Raw genomic sequence first — 14,724 nt, forward strand, 5'->3', positions numbered from 1 at the left:
GTGCGATGTCGAGCTCCCACGGGGCCGATCCCCGGCCAACCACACGGGTTCGCCCGTATGCCCTGACCTCCGGGCGCACCGAGCCCGCGGTCGATCTGCCGCTGGAGGCGGTCGTGGAGACCTTGCCCTATGCGAGCCGGTTCGATTGGCCCGCGGGCGATGTCCGAACGGATATCCTTCGTCTGGGCGGCGGCCGCCTGTCGGTCGCCGAGATCGCCGCCCGCCTGCGGCGCCCGCTGGGCATGATCCGTGTCGTGATCGGCGATCTGGTGGTCGCCGGGACGCTGCGGGTGCACACCACGCTCAGTGAGAACGCCACCTACGACGAACGCCGCTCGCTCATGGAGAGGACCCTACGTGGACTCCGCGCTCTCTGACGCCGTGAACTACGAATCCGACAATCGCACCGCGTCGACGAAGATCGTCGTCGCCGGCGGATTCGGCGTCGGTAAGACGACATTCGTCGGCTCCGTCTCGGAGATCGTGCCGCTGCGCACCGAGGCGATGATCACCGGTGTGTCCGACGGCATCGACGACCTGACGGCCACGCCGGGCAAGGAAACCACCACGGTCGCCATGGATTTCGGGCGCATCATTCTGCCCGGCAACCTGACCCTGTACCTGTTCGGCACCCCGGGCCAGCGCCGGTTCTGGTTCATGTGGGACGACCTGGTGCGCGGGGCGATCGGCGCGGTGGTGCTGCTGGACACCCGCCGCATCGAGGACAGCTTCGCCGTCGTCGACTTCTTCGAGGCGCGGCAGCTGCCGTTCCTGGTGGCGGTCAACCGTTTTCCCGATTCGCCGCGGTTCCCGGCCTCGGAGTTGCGGGAGGCCCTGTCGATTCGCGAGGGTGTGCCGATCATCGATATCGACGCCCGCGATCCGGTCCAGGTCCGGCGATCCCTGGCGACAGTCACCGAATACGCCATCGCACGCCTGACAGCCGGACATCCCGCTGAAACCGTCTGAGGGGAGCTCGTGCAGTACTTCACCATGGGCACCTGGGTGCTCGCTCTGTCGCTCGGCGTGGCAGCGGCTGGAACCCTGGTCGGCCTGATCTGTATCCGGCAGTCGACGATGTCGGTGACCGCGAAGTTCCGTCTGGTGTGGCTCACCGCGGCCGCGGTCTGCATCGGCACCATCGGCACCTGCATGGCCGTATCGGTCTCGATGCTCAGCGTCGGGCTGCCCGGCGGGTTGATCCACTACGACCTGCTGCAGGGCGCGGGGCCGCTGGCATTGATGCCCATCGCCATCCTGGCCGGACTGCTCATCGTCGGGCGGACGCCGAAGCCGCTACGGCTGACGGGTGGCGCCCTGGTCATCGGCCTCGCCCTGAGCCTGACGAACTACCTGGCCGTATACGCGATGGACGTGCAGGGGTCGATCACCATCAGCCCGGCGATCACGGCCGGATGCACCGTCGCCGCGGTGGTTGTCGCGTTCGGTCTGCTGTGGGCGACGCGGCTGCGCGGGACGCTCCCCCTGATCGGGGTGTCGGTGATGTACGCCGCCGCGGTCGTCGGGATCCGTTACCTCGGGCTGGCGGGGGTGTCGATCCATCTCGACCCCGCCATGCCTCCGCCGGGCGGGCGGGACCTGTTCATGGCGTTCATTCCGATCTTCGCGATCGGCGTCGGATCGCTGGCGATTCCGATCACCGCGGTGCTGGTCGCCCCGGACCGCGCCGGACGGTTGCAGCCCCCGCCCAGGCAGCGCAGGCCGCGGCCGACGCGACCGCAGCGGAATATGCCCGAGTCGCGGGGGACGCGGCCGCCGCAGCGCAGGATCAAGGAACCAGTGGGATAAGAGTCCGGAAAGGGTCTCGGGCCGGATCGCAGTCATCGCGATCCGGCCCGAGTTCTGTTGTCCGGCCGGTCCTCCCGATCAGCCGATTCTCCATCTCGCGCCACTCTCCGACACGAAGCCGAGCGGGCAGACGATTTCGCCGGCGGAGGAGCTTCTTTACACGTCGCCCTCGGAGTGCAGGGTGTTGTACATCTGCACGCCGCTCGCGACGCCGACCGGGATGCCCACGGTCGCGCCACCGAGGATGGCGCCGACGCCGCCCAGGGTGGAAGCGCCCAGGAGGCAGCCGCCGACGATGCCGATCGGGGTGCCGATCACGGTCCACGAGGTCAGTACGCCGCCGGTCACGACGCCCAGTGGGCAGCCGATGGCCGCGCCGGTGAGGCCGCCGACCATGCCGCCGACGCCGGTGGCCAGACCGAAGTTGGTACCCGCGGTGCCGAGGGCGGTCTCGAAGTCTGCGGAGGGGTCGTGCTTGGTGGCGTCGTCGACCGGTTTGGCCGGCTCGGTCGCCGGGTTCGGCGCCGCGGCGGCGGCCTGGTGGGTGTCGACCGGGCTCGAGGGGGCGGTCGCGGAGATCGCGGTCGAGGGGGCGGCGGCGGCCTTCGGCGCGGTGACGAAGTTCTGCTGACCGAAGACGGTCTGGCCGCTGGAGTTCGCGACCTGGAACTGGCCGCCCTTGGTGGTCAGTTTGCCGAGCGGCGTGTTCAACACCGTGGACATATCGGAGGTGTTGCCGCTGTACTGCACCCCCGGCGCGACCTGCACGCTCAGGGCATGCGGATCGACAACGGGCGCCGCGGCGCCGGGCGTGGCGGCCGAGGCGGTGCCGGTGGCGAGCGCAACGGCGGCGGTCGTAGCAAGCGTCGCGAGCGACACCGCGTACGTCATCTTCTTCATAGCGATACCCATCAGATTCTCAGTTGATGCACTCCCTTATTTCAGGAGCGCAGACCCGTGAAAAGCGATCCTCGAGCCAGACTTCCTTCATCAGATTACGAACGAGTAACGAAGGCCGTCAAAAACTCGACAAAAATCGCTCTTTTTTGTTAATAACGTGAAAACTACGACCAAATGGTCAGTCTTCGATACTTTCTAGCTAACGCTCAGGCAGCGACATGTGACTCACGCTACTTCTATATTCATCGTGTCTCATGGATCACATCGTCATACCTGATCAGGTAGGTTGCATCACCTTCCTCACCTGGCATTTCACAGGCAACTCCATTCGTCTGACGCAGACATACACGCCCGTACCCAGAAGAAGTAGGCGCATGATCGAATATCCAGCATTCTTCTCGCGACCCCCGCGCCATGCCGCGCTGAGCCGGACAGCAAGCACTACCGAATCCCGTTATTCCTGAGCCAAATTCTGCATCAACATACGTACGCGCAGACCATTCTTCCCGAATACGACGTGACCAGATCTAAATAATGGCGTAATAGCGACACCCGAATTATGTTGCGCGACCGCATATCCCCGCCAACGGGGCGACCGCTCGTCCCCAATCTCGCGGCAACTCTCAGGCACAACAACAGATTTTGCGAACCGGGGGTAACTTGCCGGGCGGCGGCCCAACCGAGCCCACCCCTCAACCGCTATCCGCCGACGCGACCGATGTCGCACGCGGGCCCTGCCCGAGGCGCGGGGCGGCGGAACTTTGGCGATGAGCGGGTCCCCCGATTGCTTTGAGGAACCCGCCCTCGTGCATGAGGCTACCGGCCCAGGGGCACGAATGCATCACTTCGTTTGGACTTTTTCACACCCAAAAACCAACCCGCAGCAAGTAGTTCACAAATCAGCTACCATATCGCAACCATCTTCGAGCCTACCTGGCTGCTCGAGCCGATCCAGACGTTTGCCCGCACGTCGCAGCATCCGGACGAACGTCGCAGAACCACGTGACAATAGGCCCTTGCGCTCATCCGGTGGGCTCTACAGCCGCGCCGGATCGATCAGCCCGCGCCGCACCGCCGGAACCAGCCGTCGCGGCACCCGATAGACCACGCCACCAACGGTGACCGAGACCAGCTCAGGCACCGTCGCCTTCCAATTCGCCCGTCGGCTACGGGTATTCGCACGCGACATACGCCGCTTCGGAACCGCCACCCTAGCTCTCCTTCCCACTGGACCGCGTGCGGCGGCCGTACTTTCGCTCGAACTTCTCCACCCGCCCCGCGGTATCCAGCACGCGGTGCGCGCCGGTCCAGAACGGATGCGAATCGGAGGTGACGTCGACGGTGATCAGTGGATAGCTGTTGCCGTCCTCCCACTGCGCCGTACGCGTGCTGGTGGCGGTGGACCTGGTGAGAAATCGCTTGCCGGTGCTGACGTCCTCGAAGACCACCGGATGGTAGTCCGGGTGAATATCCGCCTTCACTGCTCCGCCTCTCGGTTGCGCGCCCCGTGCGGCGAGGCGCTGGTTTCGGGTTCTTCGGATGCCGCCGAATCGCACGGATCCTCGTGCCAGTCGCCGAATGGGTCGGACCACCGGGCGACAAGTTCGGGTGCGGTGCGCATCAACTCCAGTTCGGCGTCGTCGACCAGTGCCCAGTGCAGCGCGTGCCGGATGTCGTCCGGATCGGCGTCGCAGACCAGGATCGTCAGCGAGATGTCCCGGTCGCCGAAGTGCTCGTCCCAGCGCAGCGCGGCCAGCGCGCGACGATCCGGATCGGCATCGGCGAATTCCTCTGGCGTCATCGCGGCCAGCCACGGACCGGCGCCGCCCACGCGCAGTCCGCCCCCGGCCGATTCCAGCCATACCGCGTCATGCGGCTGGGTGGCCAACCAGATCCGGCCCCGCGCGGTTACGACACCGTCGAACAGCACATCCAGGGCCTCGTGCAGACGTTCAGGGTGAAACGGGCGGCCGGCGGCGAATTCCACGAGTGTGACGCCGTATTCGGTATCCAGCGGCGGTCGGCCGCGCAGCAGCGGGGCGTGCGCGTCGAAGATCCGGCCGCGCCGCGAGTCGCCGGCAATACGGGCCAGCAGGCCCTCGATTCGCGCGCAGGCCGGACCCTCTTTACCTGCCCCCACAGCACCTGACCCCACAGCTTCATCGAGCCAGTCGACCGGGGCCTGCGGGACCAGGCGGTCCAGGATCGCCATCAGTCGCGCCCGATCGCCGCCCGCGAACGGATCGGGGGCGAAAATCAGTACCGCGTCGGCGAATTCGACCTGTCCCACGGCGACCTGCGCCACTGTGCGCTCGTCGTCGGCGGACAGGCCGCGTTCCTTGAGCATGTCGTCGCCGATCGCATCGGCGGGCCAGGTGTGCGCGTCCAGTCCGGTGAGCACGGCCTCGACGCGCACGCTGCGCCCGGCCGGGCCGTCCACTCGGCCCGCGACTCCGGCGACCACGACGTGTTCGATCGCGTGGCAGACCGCCTCGGCCTCGAATGCGGGATCCAGCAGGATCACGATGCGCCGCACGGAATCCCGCATCGACAGCAGGCACAGCAGGGGCAGCAGGTCGGCGCGCAGCGTGCACGAGACACAGCCGTGCGCCAGCTCGTGCACCGTCGTCACGGCACGGTGGTCCAGGACACCGGAGAGGGCTGCCATGCGCCCGACCGGCGTGCCGTACCACACGGTGCGGCGCACGATGCCCTCGTGCAGGGCGGTCAGATCGTGCCGGACCACCACGGTGCCCGGTATATCCAGCATCGCCCACGCCACCCGATCCATGCCCGTCGCGACCGGGCCGACGGGCTCGACGGATGCGGCCGCCAACAGCACGACGGGCATGCGACGGCCGGGAGGAGACACCACCGGAACCCCTTTCGACAATGATTTTCATTTACCGGAGGCTCACGCTACAGTGTTCGACGTCTGTTGTCGAAAATGATTTTCATCACCAATAAATAGGAGGATCCGTGTCGGCACACTGCCAGGTCACCGGGCGCCGTCCCGGATTCGGCAAGTCGGTCTCGCACTCACACCGGCGCACGAACCGGCGCTGGGACCCCAACATCCAGCGCAAGACCTACTACCTGCCCAGCGAGGGCCGCCGAATCACCCTGACCGTGTCAGCCAAGGGCATCAAGACCATCGACCGCGATGGCATCGAGGCCGTCGTGGCGCGGCTGCGCCGCCAGGGGGTCAAGATCTGATGGCCGCGCGCAACAGCGAGATTCGCCCCATCGTGAAGCTCCGCTCGACCGCGGGCACCGGGTACACCTACGTCACCCGGAAGAACCGCCGAAACGATCCGGACCGCATGGTGTTGCGCAAGTACGACCCGATCGTGCGTAAGCACGTGGACTTCCGCGAGGAGCGCTGAGATGGCGAAGAAGTCGAAGATCGCTCGCAACGAGCAGCGCCGCGTCATCGTCGAGCGACATGCCGAACGACGCGCGGAATTGAAGGAGGCAGCCCGCCGCGCTGCCGCGGTTGGCGCGCCCGAAACGGCCGATTTGTATGCTGCCCTACAGCGGCTGCCACGCAATGCCAGTCCGGTACGATTGCGCAATCGGGACGCTACGGATGGCCGTCCCCGTGGTCACTTGCGGAAATTCGGTCTATCCCGAGTGCGCGTGCGCGAACTGGCCCATCGCGGAGAGCTGCCAGGTGTGCACAAGTCGAGTTGGTAGATCCCCCGTATCTCGCGAGCGAGAAGGAACGCTGACATGGCAGTGAAGCGAGCACCGTCCAAGAAGGTTCGTGCCGAGCAGGCGCGCCGGCCGAAGAAGAACCCTCTGATCGCCGCGGGCATCGAGGTGGTCGACTACAAGGATGTGAACCTGCTGCGCACGTTCATCTCCGACCGCGGCAAGATCCGCAGCCGCCGTGTCACCGGGCTCACGCCTCAGCAGCAGCGGCAGGTCGCCATCGCGGTGAAGAACGCCCGTGAGATGGCACTGCTACCCTTCACCAGCCGATAAGGCCCTTCCGCCTCTCCGCGCCTCAGGCCAGACTTGCGTGCCACGCAACTGGCGTTGGCGGCCGGCGGTCAGGCGGTAGCCGAGTTGGCCCGTACCCGGCAAGTTACCCATAACTTGCGAAATCAGTGGTCGCGGTCGTCGCGAGAGCCCCGGAATGCTCCGGGGCTCTGGCGTTGCGCTGCTTGATTATTCGATCATCACGGGATGGTCAGGGTCTGGCCCGCGGAGACCATGTCCGGGTTGTCCATTCCGTTGGCCGTGGCTATCTCCATGTAGCGGTTGCCGTCGCCGTAGAAGCGCTCGGCGATCGCCCACAGGGTGTCGCCCGACGCGACGGTGTAGCTCTGCCCACCCGACGCGGGCGCGGCCGCGGCGGATGCCTGGATCGGGTTGTCGGTATTGGTGCCCGAGGACCACATCGGGCTGCCGTCCTTCCCATACAGCACGATGTTGCGGTCAGGTTGCACGACCAATCGGTCGGCCTCTTTACCACTGGTTTTGGTGGACCAGGCGCCACCGTCGTCCTTGTACAGCACGAAGTTGCCGTCGTCTTGCAGGACAGCGCGCCGCACGCCCTGCTCATGCGTGTTGGTCGCCCACACGACCTTTCCATCCGGCTCGGAAAGGACCAGGTTGCCATCGTTCTGCAGGGTCATCGTGTATGCGCCACCCTGCAGAGACTGGCCGAGACCGAGTTCGTCACCTACGTGCAATGTGTCGCCCACCGGATTTCCTTTCGGGACTCGAGGGAGCACTTCGTCGGTTGTTCGATGGTGTCGAGCTAGAATTGCTAGTCGTTTGCCGACTGTACTGTCCGGTAGTCCGGATCGCATCACTTGCGCATATTCGTTGCGGAAAGTTCACTCCGGCGGGGAACCGGGCACGGTCACCGCACCCACCCGCCCACTAGGGTGATGCCTCATGAACAGGACTTGGGGACCGCGCCGCCTCGGCGCGGCCGCCGCGACACTGCTGGCATTGCTGGCCGTCGCCGGCTGCGGACAGACGAACCACGGTGGCGCGCAGGCGAATACCGCCACCGCGACGACCGGCTCGTCCGCCCCCTCCGACCCGAGCTCGCCGACCGAGCAGACGCCTCCGGATCCGGGGCGCATGTTCACCGCGAATCCGGCGATCGTCCACGCGGAGCCCATCCCGTTCGACAGCTGGTACCGGGTCGCGCCCGATCGGATCGCGGTGAACTTCCAGATCGGCTCGCCGGACTGCTATGGCGTGGACGCCGCCGCCACCGAGACCGACACCACCGTCACCGTGACCCTGCGCTCGGGTGAACTCCCACAGGCGGTGGGACGTATGTGCACGATGATCGCGGTATTCGGCACCCTCGAAGTCCCCCTGAAGCAACCGCTCGGCAATCGAAAGGTGCTCAGCGCCAAGTAGATTCGAAAAATCTGTGATCCTCGTCACAAATGTGAACGAACTGCCATCATGCGGGGCACTCACCGAGCGTGCGAGATTGTGAAGTGCTACCTTCCCACATAGGCGTTACGTAGTGAAGAACCAGGCCGAACCACACACGCAGGGCACTGATGTCACGTAATTGCGCACCATCGTACGGCGATTCGTCATCGCCGAATTCTCCACTCGCGCAGAGTGATCCACAGACCGATTCCCAGCCTCGGCTGGGATGACGAAACCCGGGGTTCGGGATGTCCAAGGCCCGAAGCCCGGAGGACGACGCCCTGCGCGGGAACCCGCAGTCCCGCGCAGGGCGCTCTGTCGTTCAGCACACATTCAGTGCGCGAAATGCCTTGCCCCGGTGAAGTACATCGTCACGCCGGCCTCACGGCAGGCATCGATCGTCAGCTGATCACGCACCGAACCACCCGGCTGCACAATGGCTTTCACCCCTGCCGTGATGAGCTGCTGCGGCCCGTCCGGGAACGGGAAGTAGGCGTCCGAGGCCGCGACCGAGCCCTTGGCCCGATCCTCCGCGCGCAGCACCGCGAGGTGCACCGCGTCGACCCGGTTGACCTGTCCCATTCCGACACCGACCGAGGCGCCGTCGTGGGCCAGCAGGATCGCGTTCGACTTCACCGCACGGCAAGCGCGCCAGGCGAATTCGAGGTCGGCCAGGGTGGCCGCATCGGCCGCCTCGCCGGAGACCAGCGTCCAGTTGGCCGGATCGTCGCCCTCGGCGTCGACGATATCGCGCTGCTGCGCGAGTGCGCCGCCGCTGATCGGGCGCACCTCGACGCCCACACGGCGCGGTGAGCGGGCCACCAGGATGCGCACATTCTTCTTGCGCGCCAACACCTCCACCGCACCGTCGGCATACCCCGGCGCCACGATGACCTCGGTGAAGATCTCCGCGACCTGCTCGGCCATCTCGACGGTCACCTCACGGTTGGCCGCGATCACCCCGCCGAACGCGCTGACCGGATCGCAGGCGTGCGCCTTGCGATGCGCCTCCGCGATGTCCTCGCCGACCGCGATGCCGCACGGGTTGGCGTGTTTGATGACAGCCACCGCGGGCGCGGTGTGGTCCCAGGCGGCGCGCCAGGCGGCGTCCGCGTCGGTGTAGTTGTTGTACGACATCTCCTTGCCGTGCAACTGCTCGGCCTGCGCCAGCCCCGGGGCGACGGTGTCGTCGGTGTACAGCGCGGCGGCCTGGTGCGGGTTCTCGCCGTAGCGCAGCACCGACTCACGGGTCCAGGTCGCGCCCAGCCAGGCCGGAAGTCCCTGCGGCGCAGCGGAATCCTGGCCATCGGCCGAATCCTGCTGTGCGCCAGGCACATCCGCCGTCAAAACGCTGGTCATCCAGCTCGCTACCGCCACGTCGTAACTCGCGGTATGCTGGAATGCCTTGGCTGCCAGGGCCGTTCGCTCGGCAAGCGTGAATCCGCCGGACTCGGCAGCGGCGAGTACGCGGTCGTAGTCGCCGGTATCGACGACCACCGCGACCGAGGGGTGGTTCTTGGCCGCGGCGCGCACCATCGACGGGCCGCCGATATCGATCTGCTCCACGCATTCGTCCGGGGAGGCGCCGCTGGCGACAGTCCGGGTGAACGGGTACAGGTTCACCACGACGAGCTCGAAGGCATCCACATCCAGCTCGACCAGCTGATCGACATGCTCTTGCTTACGCAGGTCGGCCAGGATTCCCGCGTGCACCCGCGGGTGCAGCGTCTTCACACGGCCGTCCAGGGTCTCCGGGAAGCCCGTCACATCCTCGACCTTGGTCACCGGGATCCCGGCGCCGGCGATGCGCGCCGCGGTCGAGCCGGTCGACACCAACTCCACGCCCGCGGCATGCAGGCCGGTGGCCAGCTCGACGAGCCCGGACTTGTCGTACACGCTCACCAACGCCCGGCTGATCGGCTTGCGCTCACCAGTATCGCTGGTTCGTTCGCTGCGCTCACTCACCGTAGAACCTGTTCATTCTGGAATAACTGCCTTTCGTCCGTCGGAGACAATGCCTCGCATCGCGACGGCCGCGACGACCTGCGCCAGCAACCGCCGTTCGACAACCTTGATCCGCTCGTGCAGGGCGCCCTCGTCGTCGTCCGGCAGCACGGGGACCGCCTCCTGCGCGAGAATCGGCCCGGTATCCACGCCCGCGTCAACCAGATGCACGGTCGAGCCCGTCACCCGCACCCCGTAGGCGAGCGCGTCGCGCACCGCGTGCGCACCCGGGAAGGAGGGCAGGAGCGCGGGGTGGGTGTTGATGAGGCGGCCGCCGAACCGCGCCAGGAACGCCGGACCGAGGATCTTCATGAAGCCCGCCGACACCACCAGATCGGGTTCGTATGCGGCGACCTGCTCGGTCAGCGCGGCATCCCAGGCGCCGCGATCGGGGTGGTCGCCCAGCGCGACCCGGAAGTGCGGAACCCCCGCGGCCTCGGCATGATCTGTTGCGGCACAGACCCGGTCGACGCCGACCGCGACCACGCGAGCCGGATAGTCCGTCGTCTCGGTCGCCTCGATCAGCGAGCGCAGCAGCGACCCGGTGCCCGAGGCGAGCACGACGACGGTCGCCGGTGCGGCCGTCGGCGCCAGGTGGGTGGGCGGGGTGGTCAGCGCTCTACTCCCTGCGAATCGGGAACCGTGGGATCGCGGCGGACACGAACCGCCACGACTAGAGCCTAACGACCGTCCACTCGGCCGGTCTCCGGCAGGTCCGACTCCACCACCTCGGCATCGACGATGTCCTCGTAATCGCGGCCGTCGTAATCGCCGCCGGAGCCGCGGATGCCCCGGGAGTCCAGCGCCGGCTGCTCCTCGACGAGTTCGCCGTCGACCACCGGATCGGAATGGCTCAGGTAACGGTCGTAACCGTCGCTGTCGTCGTAGTGGTACCTGTCGTGCTCGTACTCGGAATCGTCGTACTCGTCCTGGTCGCCCTCGTACTCGGCGCTCTCGTACTCGCCGCGGTCGTCCTCGTCGTAGTACTCGTCATGCTCGGAACCGTCGTCCTCGAACACGTACTGTCGATCATCGGCGAAGTCGGCCGGCGGCGCCTGTAGGAGCAATCGCCCGCACAGCAGCCCGACGTATCCGGGCACTGCCGTCCAGATCAGGCCCAGCCCGGCGAATACGAACACGTTCGGCCCGATACCCCCGAACGACCCCACCTCACCCCGGCAGAGCACACCCAGCAGGGCCAGCGCCAGCATGACCGACCCCGCCGCGGTGAGCGTCGCCCAGGGACGGCGCACCTCGTCGTCCGAGCCGCGCGCGCAGTCCATTCCGGCCAGGACGCCGACCGTGGCGGGCACCAGCAGCACCGCGGGCCACCAACCGGCCGCCGGACCGGTCGGCACCGCCGCCAGCACGGGCAGCGCCGGAACCGGCGCTCCCGCAACGGCGAACGCGCTCAGCCCGCCCGCGCCGATATGCACTTCGGCCCCGACCAGCACGCTGGTCGCGCCGATCGCGACATTGGGCAGATAGGCCAGCGACAGCAGCGTCAAACCCAGGAACCCGCCGAGGTTGCCCGCCGCGCGATAGGTATCGCCGAGCCGGGACCAGTGCACCAGCAGCGAGACCAGGGCCAGCGCCAGCCCGCTCAGCAGCAGGCGCCGGACCGCACGCCGGGCAGCGGCGACCGCGGGCGCGACCCACGGCGGAAGCCGCGCGACCAGCCGTTCGCGCAGCGGGTTGCGGCGGCTCGCGATACCGGCGACGGCGGCCAGCAGATGCAGCACGCCCACCCAGGCGAAGGCGGCCAACGCCTGCGGCGGCTGCAGCGCGACCACGGACGAGGCGTCGTCGGCCACCGCCAGGCATACCGCGGTGACCAGCAGCGGACCCGAGAGAGCCGCGCCCACGATCCACCCCAGATCCGCACGGGTGGAATCGGGTTCGACCGCCCGGGCACAGTCACGGGCGGTCAGCCACAGCACCAGCCCGGTCGGCACGAGCGGCAGCAGACTCAGGGTGGTCTTGCCGATCACCAGCGGAACCTGGTGCACCGCGAGCCATCCCGCGGCGATCGCACCGGACGCGCCGGTCATGGTGCTGTTCGCGGCGAGCAGGGTGGCGACCACCAGCAGCACGATCACCACGACGGTGAAACTGGTCGCCCGGGCGGCCACGATGAGCAGCACCCGGGCTCGTTCGGGGGTCAGCGACAGGAACAGATTGTCCTCGGGCCCCGGGCCGGACCGCCTGGAACCGGGCCGCGGCCGTCGGCCGTCGTCGTCACCCGAGTGGGCACTGCGCGGGTCCCGGCGCACCGAAGAAGCCTTCACGACCGCATTCCCTCAATTGTGTAACGCTCGCCCACGGGGATTCAGCCTGACAGGTCGACTCGCGTCGGCGGGTCAGGCGCGCCGCAAGACGCCGCCGACCCGCCGACGTTCGTGTCGGATTCGCCTACTTGTCGTCTTCACCCGGACGGAACTGGCGCGTGGCGTCGGCGGCCGGATTGGCGGTCTGCTCCTCGCCGAAGGGGTTGCCCGGTTGCGGCGTGGGGCTCGGGGCGGACTGTCCGGACGTCGCGGGCTGCGCGGCGGCCTGGCCGTAGCCCGACGAGCCGAATTGCTGGCCCGCGGCGGCGCTGCCGAACTGTTGTGTCGGGGGTGCGGGGGAATCCGTACTCGGCGTGGCCGGCTGCTGCGGACGCTGCTGCTGAGCACCCTGGGCGCCTTGAGCTCCATAGCCCGGCTGCGCGCCGTACTGGCCGTAGCCCTGCTGACCGTACTGTCCCTGGCCCTGCTGGCCGTACTGCGGATACTGCTGACCGTACGGCGACTGCGCCGGCTGCCCCTGCCCGTAGGACGGCTGCTGGCCGTACTGCCCGTAGGCGGCCGGTTGGCTCGGCTGCTGGGCCGCGGCCTGTCCGGGCTGCGGCTGCGCTCCGGGCTGGGCCTGCGCCGCCTGCCCCTGCTGGCCGTACTGTCCCTGCTGGCCGTACGACCCGTAGCCGACCGGCGCGCCGTAGCCCTGCTGCGGGGGCGCCTGCGGTGCGGCCGGCTTCGGCTCGGGCACGGTCACGATGTCGCTTTCCAGCAGCACCGCGGCCACCGCGGCGAGGGCCTGTACGAAGGCCAGGAAGATCACCACCCAGGTACCCCACGCCGCACTGAACCCGTCGGGCAGACTCAGCGAGACGCATAGCACGCCCAGGAAGCCCGCCACCGAGACGGCCGCCGCGGCGCCCATCCAGCTCTGCTTCGGCAGAAGCGAAACGCCCGCCAGCAGACCACCGATCAGCAGCAGGGTCACCAGCGCGGCGCCGCCCGGATACGCGAAGAACGAGCGGGTGACCTCGGGGGTGTGCACACCCATCCCGACGTCCTGGCTGTTCTGGGTGACATACGAGAAGAAGCCGAACACGAAGTTGACCACACCGAGCACAAGGGTCCCGGCGGTGAGATAGAACGGCAGTCCTGCGGCATTCGAGCCCGGGAAACCTGCCACGCCACCGAGCTGCGAGGCGAAGCCTGGTGCGGATGAGGGTGTAGGCGCGGGTTCGTTGTACCCGGAGCCCCCGGACGGGTAGGACATGTCGTCGTCTCCTTATCGAGTCCTCAGCGTCTCTGCATACTCCTGTTGACGCTACTGCACGAATGCGCCCGGGTCACGACCACCGTAAATGCCGAAGGCCGCCACCCCGTGCCGGGACGGCGGCCTTCGAATGAACAGCTACACCTCGACCGCGGCCTTCTCCAGGATCTCGCGGGCCAGCGCGGCGGTCTCGGACGGCGTCTTGCCGACCTTCACGCCCGCGGCCTCCAGCGCTTCCTTCTTCGCCGCGGCGGTGCCGGCCGAACCGGACACGATCGCGCCCGCGTGGCCCATCGTCTTGCCCTCGGGGGCGGTGAAACCCGCGACGTAGCCGACGACCGGCTTGGTCACGTTGGCCTTGATGTAGGCCGCGGCGCGCTCCTCGGCGTCGCCGCCGATCTCGCCGATCATCACGATGACCTTGGTGGCCGGATCCTTCTCGAACGCCTCGATGGCGTCGATGTGGGTGGTGCCGATGACCGGGTCACCGCCGATGCCGATCGCGGTGGAGAAGCCGAAATCGCGCAGCTCGTACATCATCTGGTAGGTCAGGGTACCGGACTTGGAGACCAGACCGATCGGGCCCGTGCCGGTGATGTTGTTCGGCGTGATGCCGACCAGCGACTCACCGGGGGTGATGATGCCGGGGCAGTTCGGGCCGATGATGCGGGTCTTGCCGCCCTTTTCCAGGTTGTAGGCCCACGCGTAGGCGGTGTCCTGCACCGGGATGCCCTCGGTGATGACGACGAGCAGCGGGATCTCGGCGTCGATGGCCTCGATGATGGCGTCCTTGGAGAACGCCGGGGGCACGAACGCGATCGAGACGTCCGCGCCGGTCTTCTCCATCGCCTCGGCGACCGATCCGAACACCGGCAACTCGACGGAGTTGCCGTCCTTGTCGGTGTGGGAGACGGTGGTCCCGGCCTTGCGGGCGTTGACGCCGCCCAGAACCTGGGTGCCGGCCTTGAGCATCAGGGCGGTGTGCTTGGTGCCCTCGCCGCCGGTGATGCCCTGGACGATGACCTTGGAATCCTTGTTGAGGAAGATAGACATTGC

General features: G+C 67.6%; 18 protein-coding genes. 8 read left to right on the forward strand and 10 right to left on the reverse strand.

Annotated features, from left to right (window positions below):
- The first annotated feature begins 5 nt into the window (after nt 1-5).
- Genes JZ791_RS03850 through JZ791_RS03860 form a run of 3 tightly spaced genes read left to right on the forward strand, consistent with a single transcriptional unit; the run spans nt 6 to nt 1,809 of the window.
- Nucleotides 6-377, forward strand: coding sequence for a DUF742 domain-containing protein (locus JZ791_RS03850; RefSeq protein ID WP_216892724.1), 372 nt, complete (start codon nt 6-8; stop codon nt 375-377).
- Nucleotides 358-969: a GTP-binding protein gene (locus tag JZ791_RS03855; RefSeq protein ID WP_308162756.1), complete on the forward strand. Its 612-nt coding sequence runs from the start codon at nt 358-360 to the stop codon at nt 967-969. Before JZ791_RS03850 ends, JZ791_RS03855 begins: the two co-directional genes overlap by 20 nt.
- Nucleotides 970-978: 9 nt before the next feature.
- Nucleotides 979-1,809 (forward strand): MHYT domain-containing protein, encoded by an 831-nt coding sequence (locus JZ791_RS03860; RefSeq protein ID WP_216892725.1) that lies wholly within the window; start codon nt 979-981, stop codon nt 1,807-1,809.
- 156 nt (nt 1,810-1,965) lie between these two features.
- On the opposite strand, the gene JZ791_RS03865 is transcribed toward JZ791_RS03860, so the two are convergent.
- The 4 genes from JZ791_RS03865 to mrf all read right to left on the reverse strand — a co-directional run bounded on the left by JZ791_RS03865 (nt 1,966) and on the right by mrf (nt 5,560).
- Nucleotides 1,966-2,721: a hypothetical protein gene (locus tag JZ791_RS03865; protein WP_254205172.1), complete on the reverse strand. Its 756-nt coding sequence runs from the start codon at nt 2,719-2,721 to the stop codon at nt 1,966-1,968.
- 1,024 nt (nt 2,722-3,745) lie between these two features.
- Nucleotides 3,746-3,919 carry a 50S ribosomal protein L32 gene (rpmF, locus tag JZ791_RS03870; protein ID WP_216892726.1) on the reverse strand — a complete coding sequence of 58 codons (174 nt, stop codon included), beginning with the start codon at nt 3,917-3,919 and terminating at the stop codon, nt 3,746-3,748.
- A gap of 1 nt (nt 3,920) precedes the next feature.
- Nucleotides 3,921-4,190 (reverse strand): type B 50S ribosomal protein L31, encoded by a 270-nt coding sequence (locus JZ791_RS03875; RefSeq protein ID WP_216892727.1) that lies wholly within the window; start codon nt 4,188-4,190, stop codon nt 3,921-3,923.
- Nucleotides 4,187-5,560, reverse strand: coding sequence for a ribosome hibernation factor-recruiting GTPase MRF (gene mrf, locus JZ791_RS03880; RefSeq protein ID WP_216892785.1), 1,374 nt, complete (start codon nt 5,558-5,560; stop codon nt 4,187-4,189). Before mrf ends, JZ791_RS03875 begins: the two co-directional genes overlap by 4 nt.
- A gap of 128 nt (nt 5,561-5,688) precedes the next feature.
- Here mrf and rpmB point away from each other — a divergent pair, with 128 nt between their 5' ends.
- The 4 genes from rpmB to rpsR are packed head-to-tail and all read left to right on the forward strand — an operon-like array spanning nt 5,689 to nt 6,696.
- On the forward strand, nt 5,689-5,925 hold the full coding sequence (gene rpmB, locus JZ791_RS03885; RefSeq protein WP_216892728.1) for a 50S ribosomal protein L28: 237 nt from the start codon (nt 5,689-5,691) through the stop codon (nt 5,923-5,925).
- Nucleotides 5,925-6,095 carry a 50S ribosomal protein L33 gene (rpmG, locus tag JZ791_RS03890; protein WP_216892729.1) on the forward strand — a complete coding sequence of 57 codons (171 nt, stop codon included), beginning with the start codon at nt 5,925-5,927 and terminating at the stop codon, nt 6,093-6,095. Before rpmB ends, rpmG begins: the two co-directional genes overlap by 1 nt.
- 1 nt (nt 6,096) lies before the next feature.
- On the forward strand, nt 6,097-6,405 hold the full coding sequence (gene rpsN / locus JZ791_RS03895) for a 30S ribosomal protein S14 (protein ID WP_216892730.1): 309 nt from the start codon (nt 6,097-6,099) through the stop codon (nt 6,403-6,405).
- A gap of 36 nt (nt 6,406-6,441) precedes the next feature.
- Nucleotides 6,442-6,696 carry a 30S ribosomal protein S18 gene (rpsR, locus tag JZ791_RS03900; RefSeq protein WP_216892731.1) on the forward strand — a complete coding sequence of 85 codons (255 nt, stop codon included), beginning with the start codon at nt 6,442-6,444 and terminating at the stop codon, nt 6,694-6,696.
- Between the two features lie 197 nt (nt 6,697-6,893).
- Here rpsR and JZ791_RS03905 read toward each other — a convergent pair whose 3' ends face one another.
- Nucleotides 6,894-7,421 carry a LysM peptidoglycan-binding domain-containing protein gene (locus JZ791_RS03905; RefSeq protein WP_216892732.1) on the reverse strand — a complete coding sequence of 176 codons (528 nt, stop codon included), beginning with the start codon at nt 7,419-7,421 and terminating at the stop codon, nt 6,894-6,896.
- A gap of 196 nt (nt 7,422-7,617) precedes the next feature.
- Between JZ791_RS03905 and JZ791_RS03910 the strand changes: the two genes are divergently transcribed.
- Nucleotides 7,618-8,097, forward strand: coding sequence for a hypothetical protein (locus tag JZ791_RS03910; protein ID WP_216892733.1), 480 nt, complete (start codon nt 7,618-7,620; stop codon nt 8,095-8,097).
- A 354-nt stretch (nt 8,098-8,451) separates the two neighbouring features.
- Here JZ791_RS03910 and purH read toward each other — a convergent pair whose 3' ends face one another.
- The 5 genes from purH to sucD form a co-directional block, all read right to left on the reverse strand.
- Nucleotides 8,452-10,083: a bifunctional phosphoribosylaminoimidazolecarboxamide formyltransferase/IMP cyclohydrolase gene (purH, locus tag JZ791_RS03915; protein WP_308162757.1), complete on the reverse strand. Its 1,632-nt coding sequence runs from the start codon at nt 10,081-10,083 to the stop codon at nt 8,452-8,454.
- A 12-nt stretch (nt 10,084-10,095) separates the two neighbouring features.
- Nucleotides 10,096-10,737: a phosphoribosylglycinamide formyltransferase gene (gene purN / locus JZ791_RS03920; RefSeq protein WP_216892787.1), complete on the reverse strand. Its 642-nt coding sequence runs from the start codon at nt 10,735-10,737 to the stop codon at nt 10,096-10,098.
- A 65-nt stretch (nt 10,738-10,802) separates the two neighbouring features.
- Nucleotides 10,803-12,410 (reverse strand): cell division protein PerM, encoded by a 1,608-nt coding sequence (locus JZ791_RS03925; RefSeq protein WP_216892734.1) that lies wholly within the window; start codon nt 12,408-12,410, stop codon nt 10,803-10,805.
- Nucleotides 12,411-12,534: 124 nt separating this feature from the next.
- Nucleotides 12,535-13,668 (reverse strand): DUF5336 domain-containing protein, encoded by a 1,134-nt coding sequence (locus JZ791_RS46265; RefSeq protein ID WP_216892735.1) that lies wholly within the window; start codon nt 13,666-13,668, stop codon nt 12,535-12,537.
- Between the two features lie 138 nt (nt 13,669-13,806).
- Nucleotides 13,807-14,721, reverse strand: coding sequence for a succinate--CoA ligase subunit alpha (gene sucD / locus JZ791_RS03935; RefSeq protein WP_216892736.1), 915 nt, complete (start codon nt 14,719-14,721; stop codon nt 13,807-13,809).
- Nucleotides 14,722-14,724 lie beyond the last annotated feature (3 nt).

The organism is Nocardia alni (assembly GCF_019038435.1).
Classification (GTDB): domain Bacteria; phylum Actinomycetota; class Actinomycetes; order Mycobacteriales; family Mycobacteriaceae; genus Nocardia; species Nocardia alni.

What these genes read in the sequence shown, in the direction of transcription:
- JZ791_RS03850 (WP_216892724.1), top strand. Translation starts at nt 6, where the DNA reads ATGTCGAGCTCCCACGGGGCCGATCCCCGGCCAACCACACGGGTTCGC.
- JZ791_RS03865 (WP_254205172.1), bottom strand. Translation starts at nt 2,721, where the DNA reads ATGGGTATCGCTATGAAGAAGATGACGTACGCGGTGTCGCTCGCGACG.
- mrf (WP_216892785.1), bottom strand. Translation starts at nt 5,560, where the DNA reads ATGCCCGTCGTGCTGTTGGCGGCCGCATCCGTCGAGCCCGTCGGCCCG.
- rpmG (WP_216892729.1), top strand. Translation starts at nt 5,925, where the DNA reads ATGGCCGCGCGCAACAGCGAGATTCGCCCCATCGTGAAGCTCCGCTCG.
- rpsN (WP_216892730.1), top strand. Translation starts at nt 6,097, where the DNA reads ATGGCGAAGAAGTCGAAGATCGCTCGCAACGAGCAGCGCCGCGTCATC.
- rpsR (WP_216892731.1), top strand. Translation starts at nt 6,442, where the DNA reads ATGGCAGTGAAGCGAGCACCGTCCAAGAAGGTTCGTGCCGAGCAGGCG.
- JZ791_RS03910 (WP_216892733.1), top strand. Translation starts at nt 7,618, where the DNA reads ATGAACAGGACTTGGGGACCGCGCCGCCTCGGCGCGGCCGCCGCGACA.
- JZ791_RS46265 (WP_216892735.1), bottom strand. Translation starts at nt 13,668, where the DNA reads ATGTCCTACCCGTCCGGGGGCTCCGGGTACAACGAACCCGCGCCTACA.
- sucD (WP_216892736.1), bottom strand. Translation starts at nt 14,721, where the DNA reads ATGTCTATCTTCCTCAACAAGGATTCCAAGGTCATCGTCCAGGGCATC.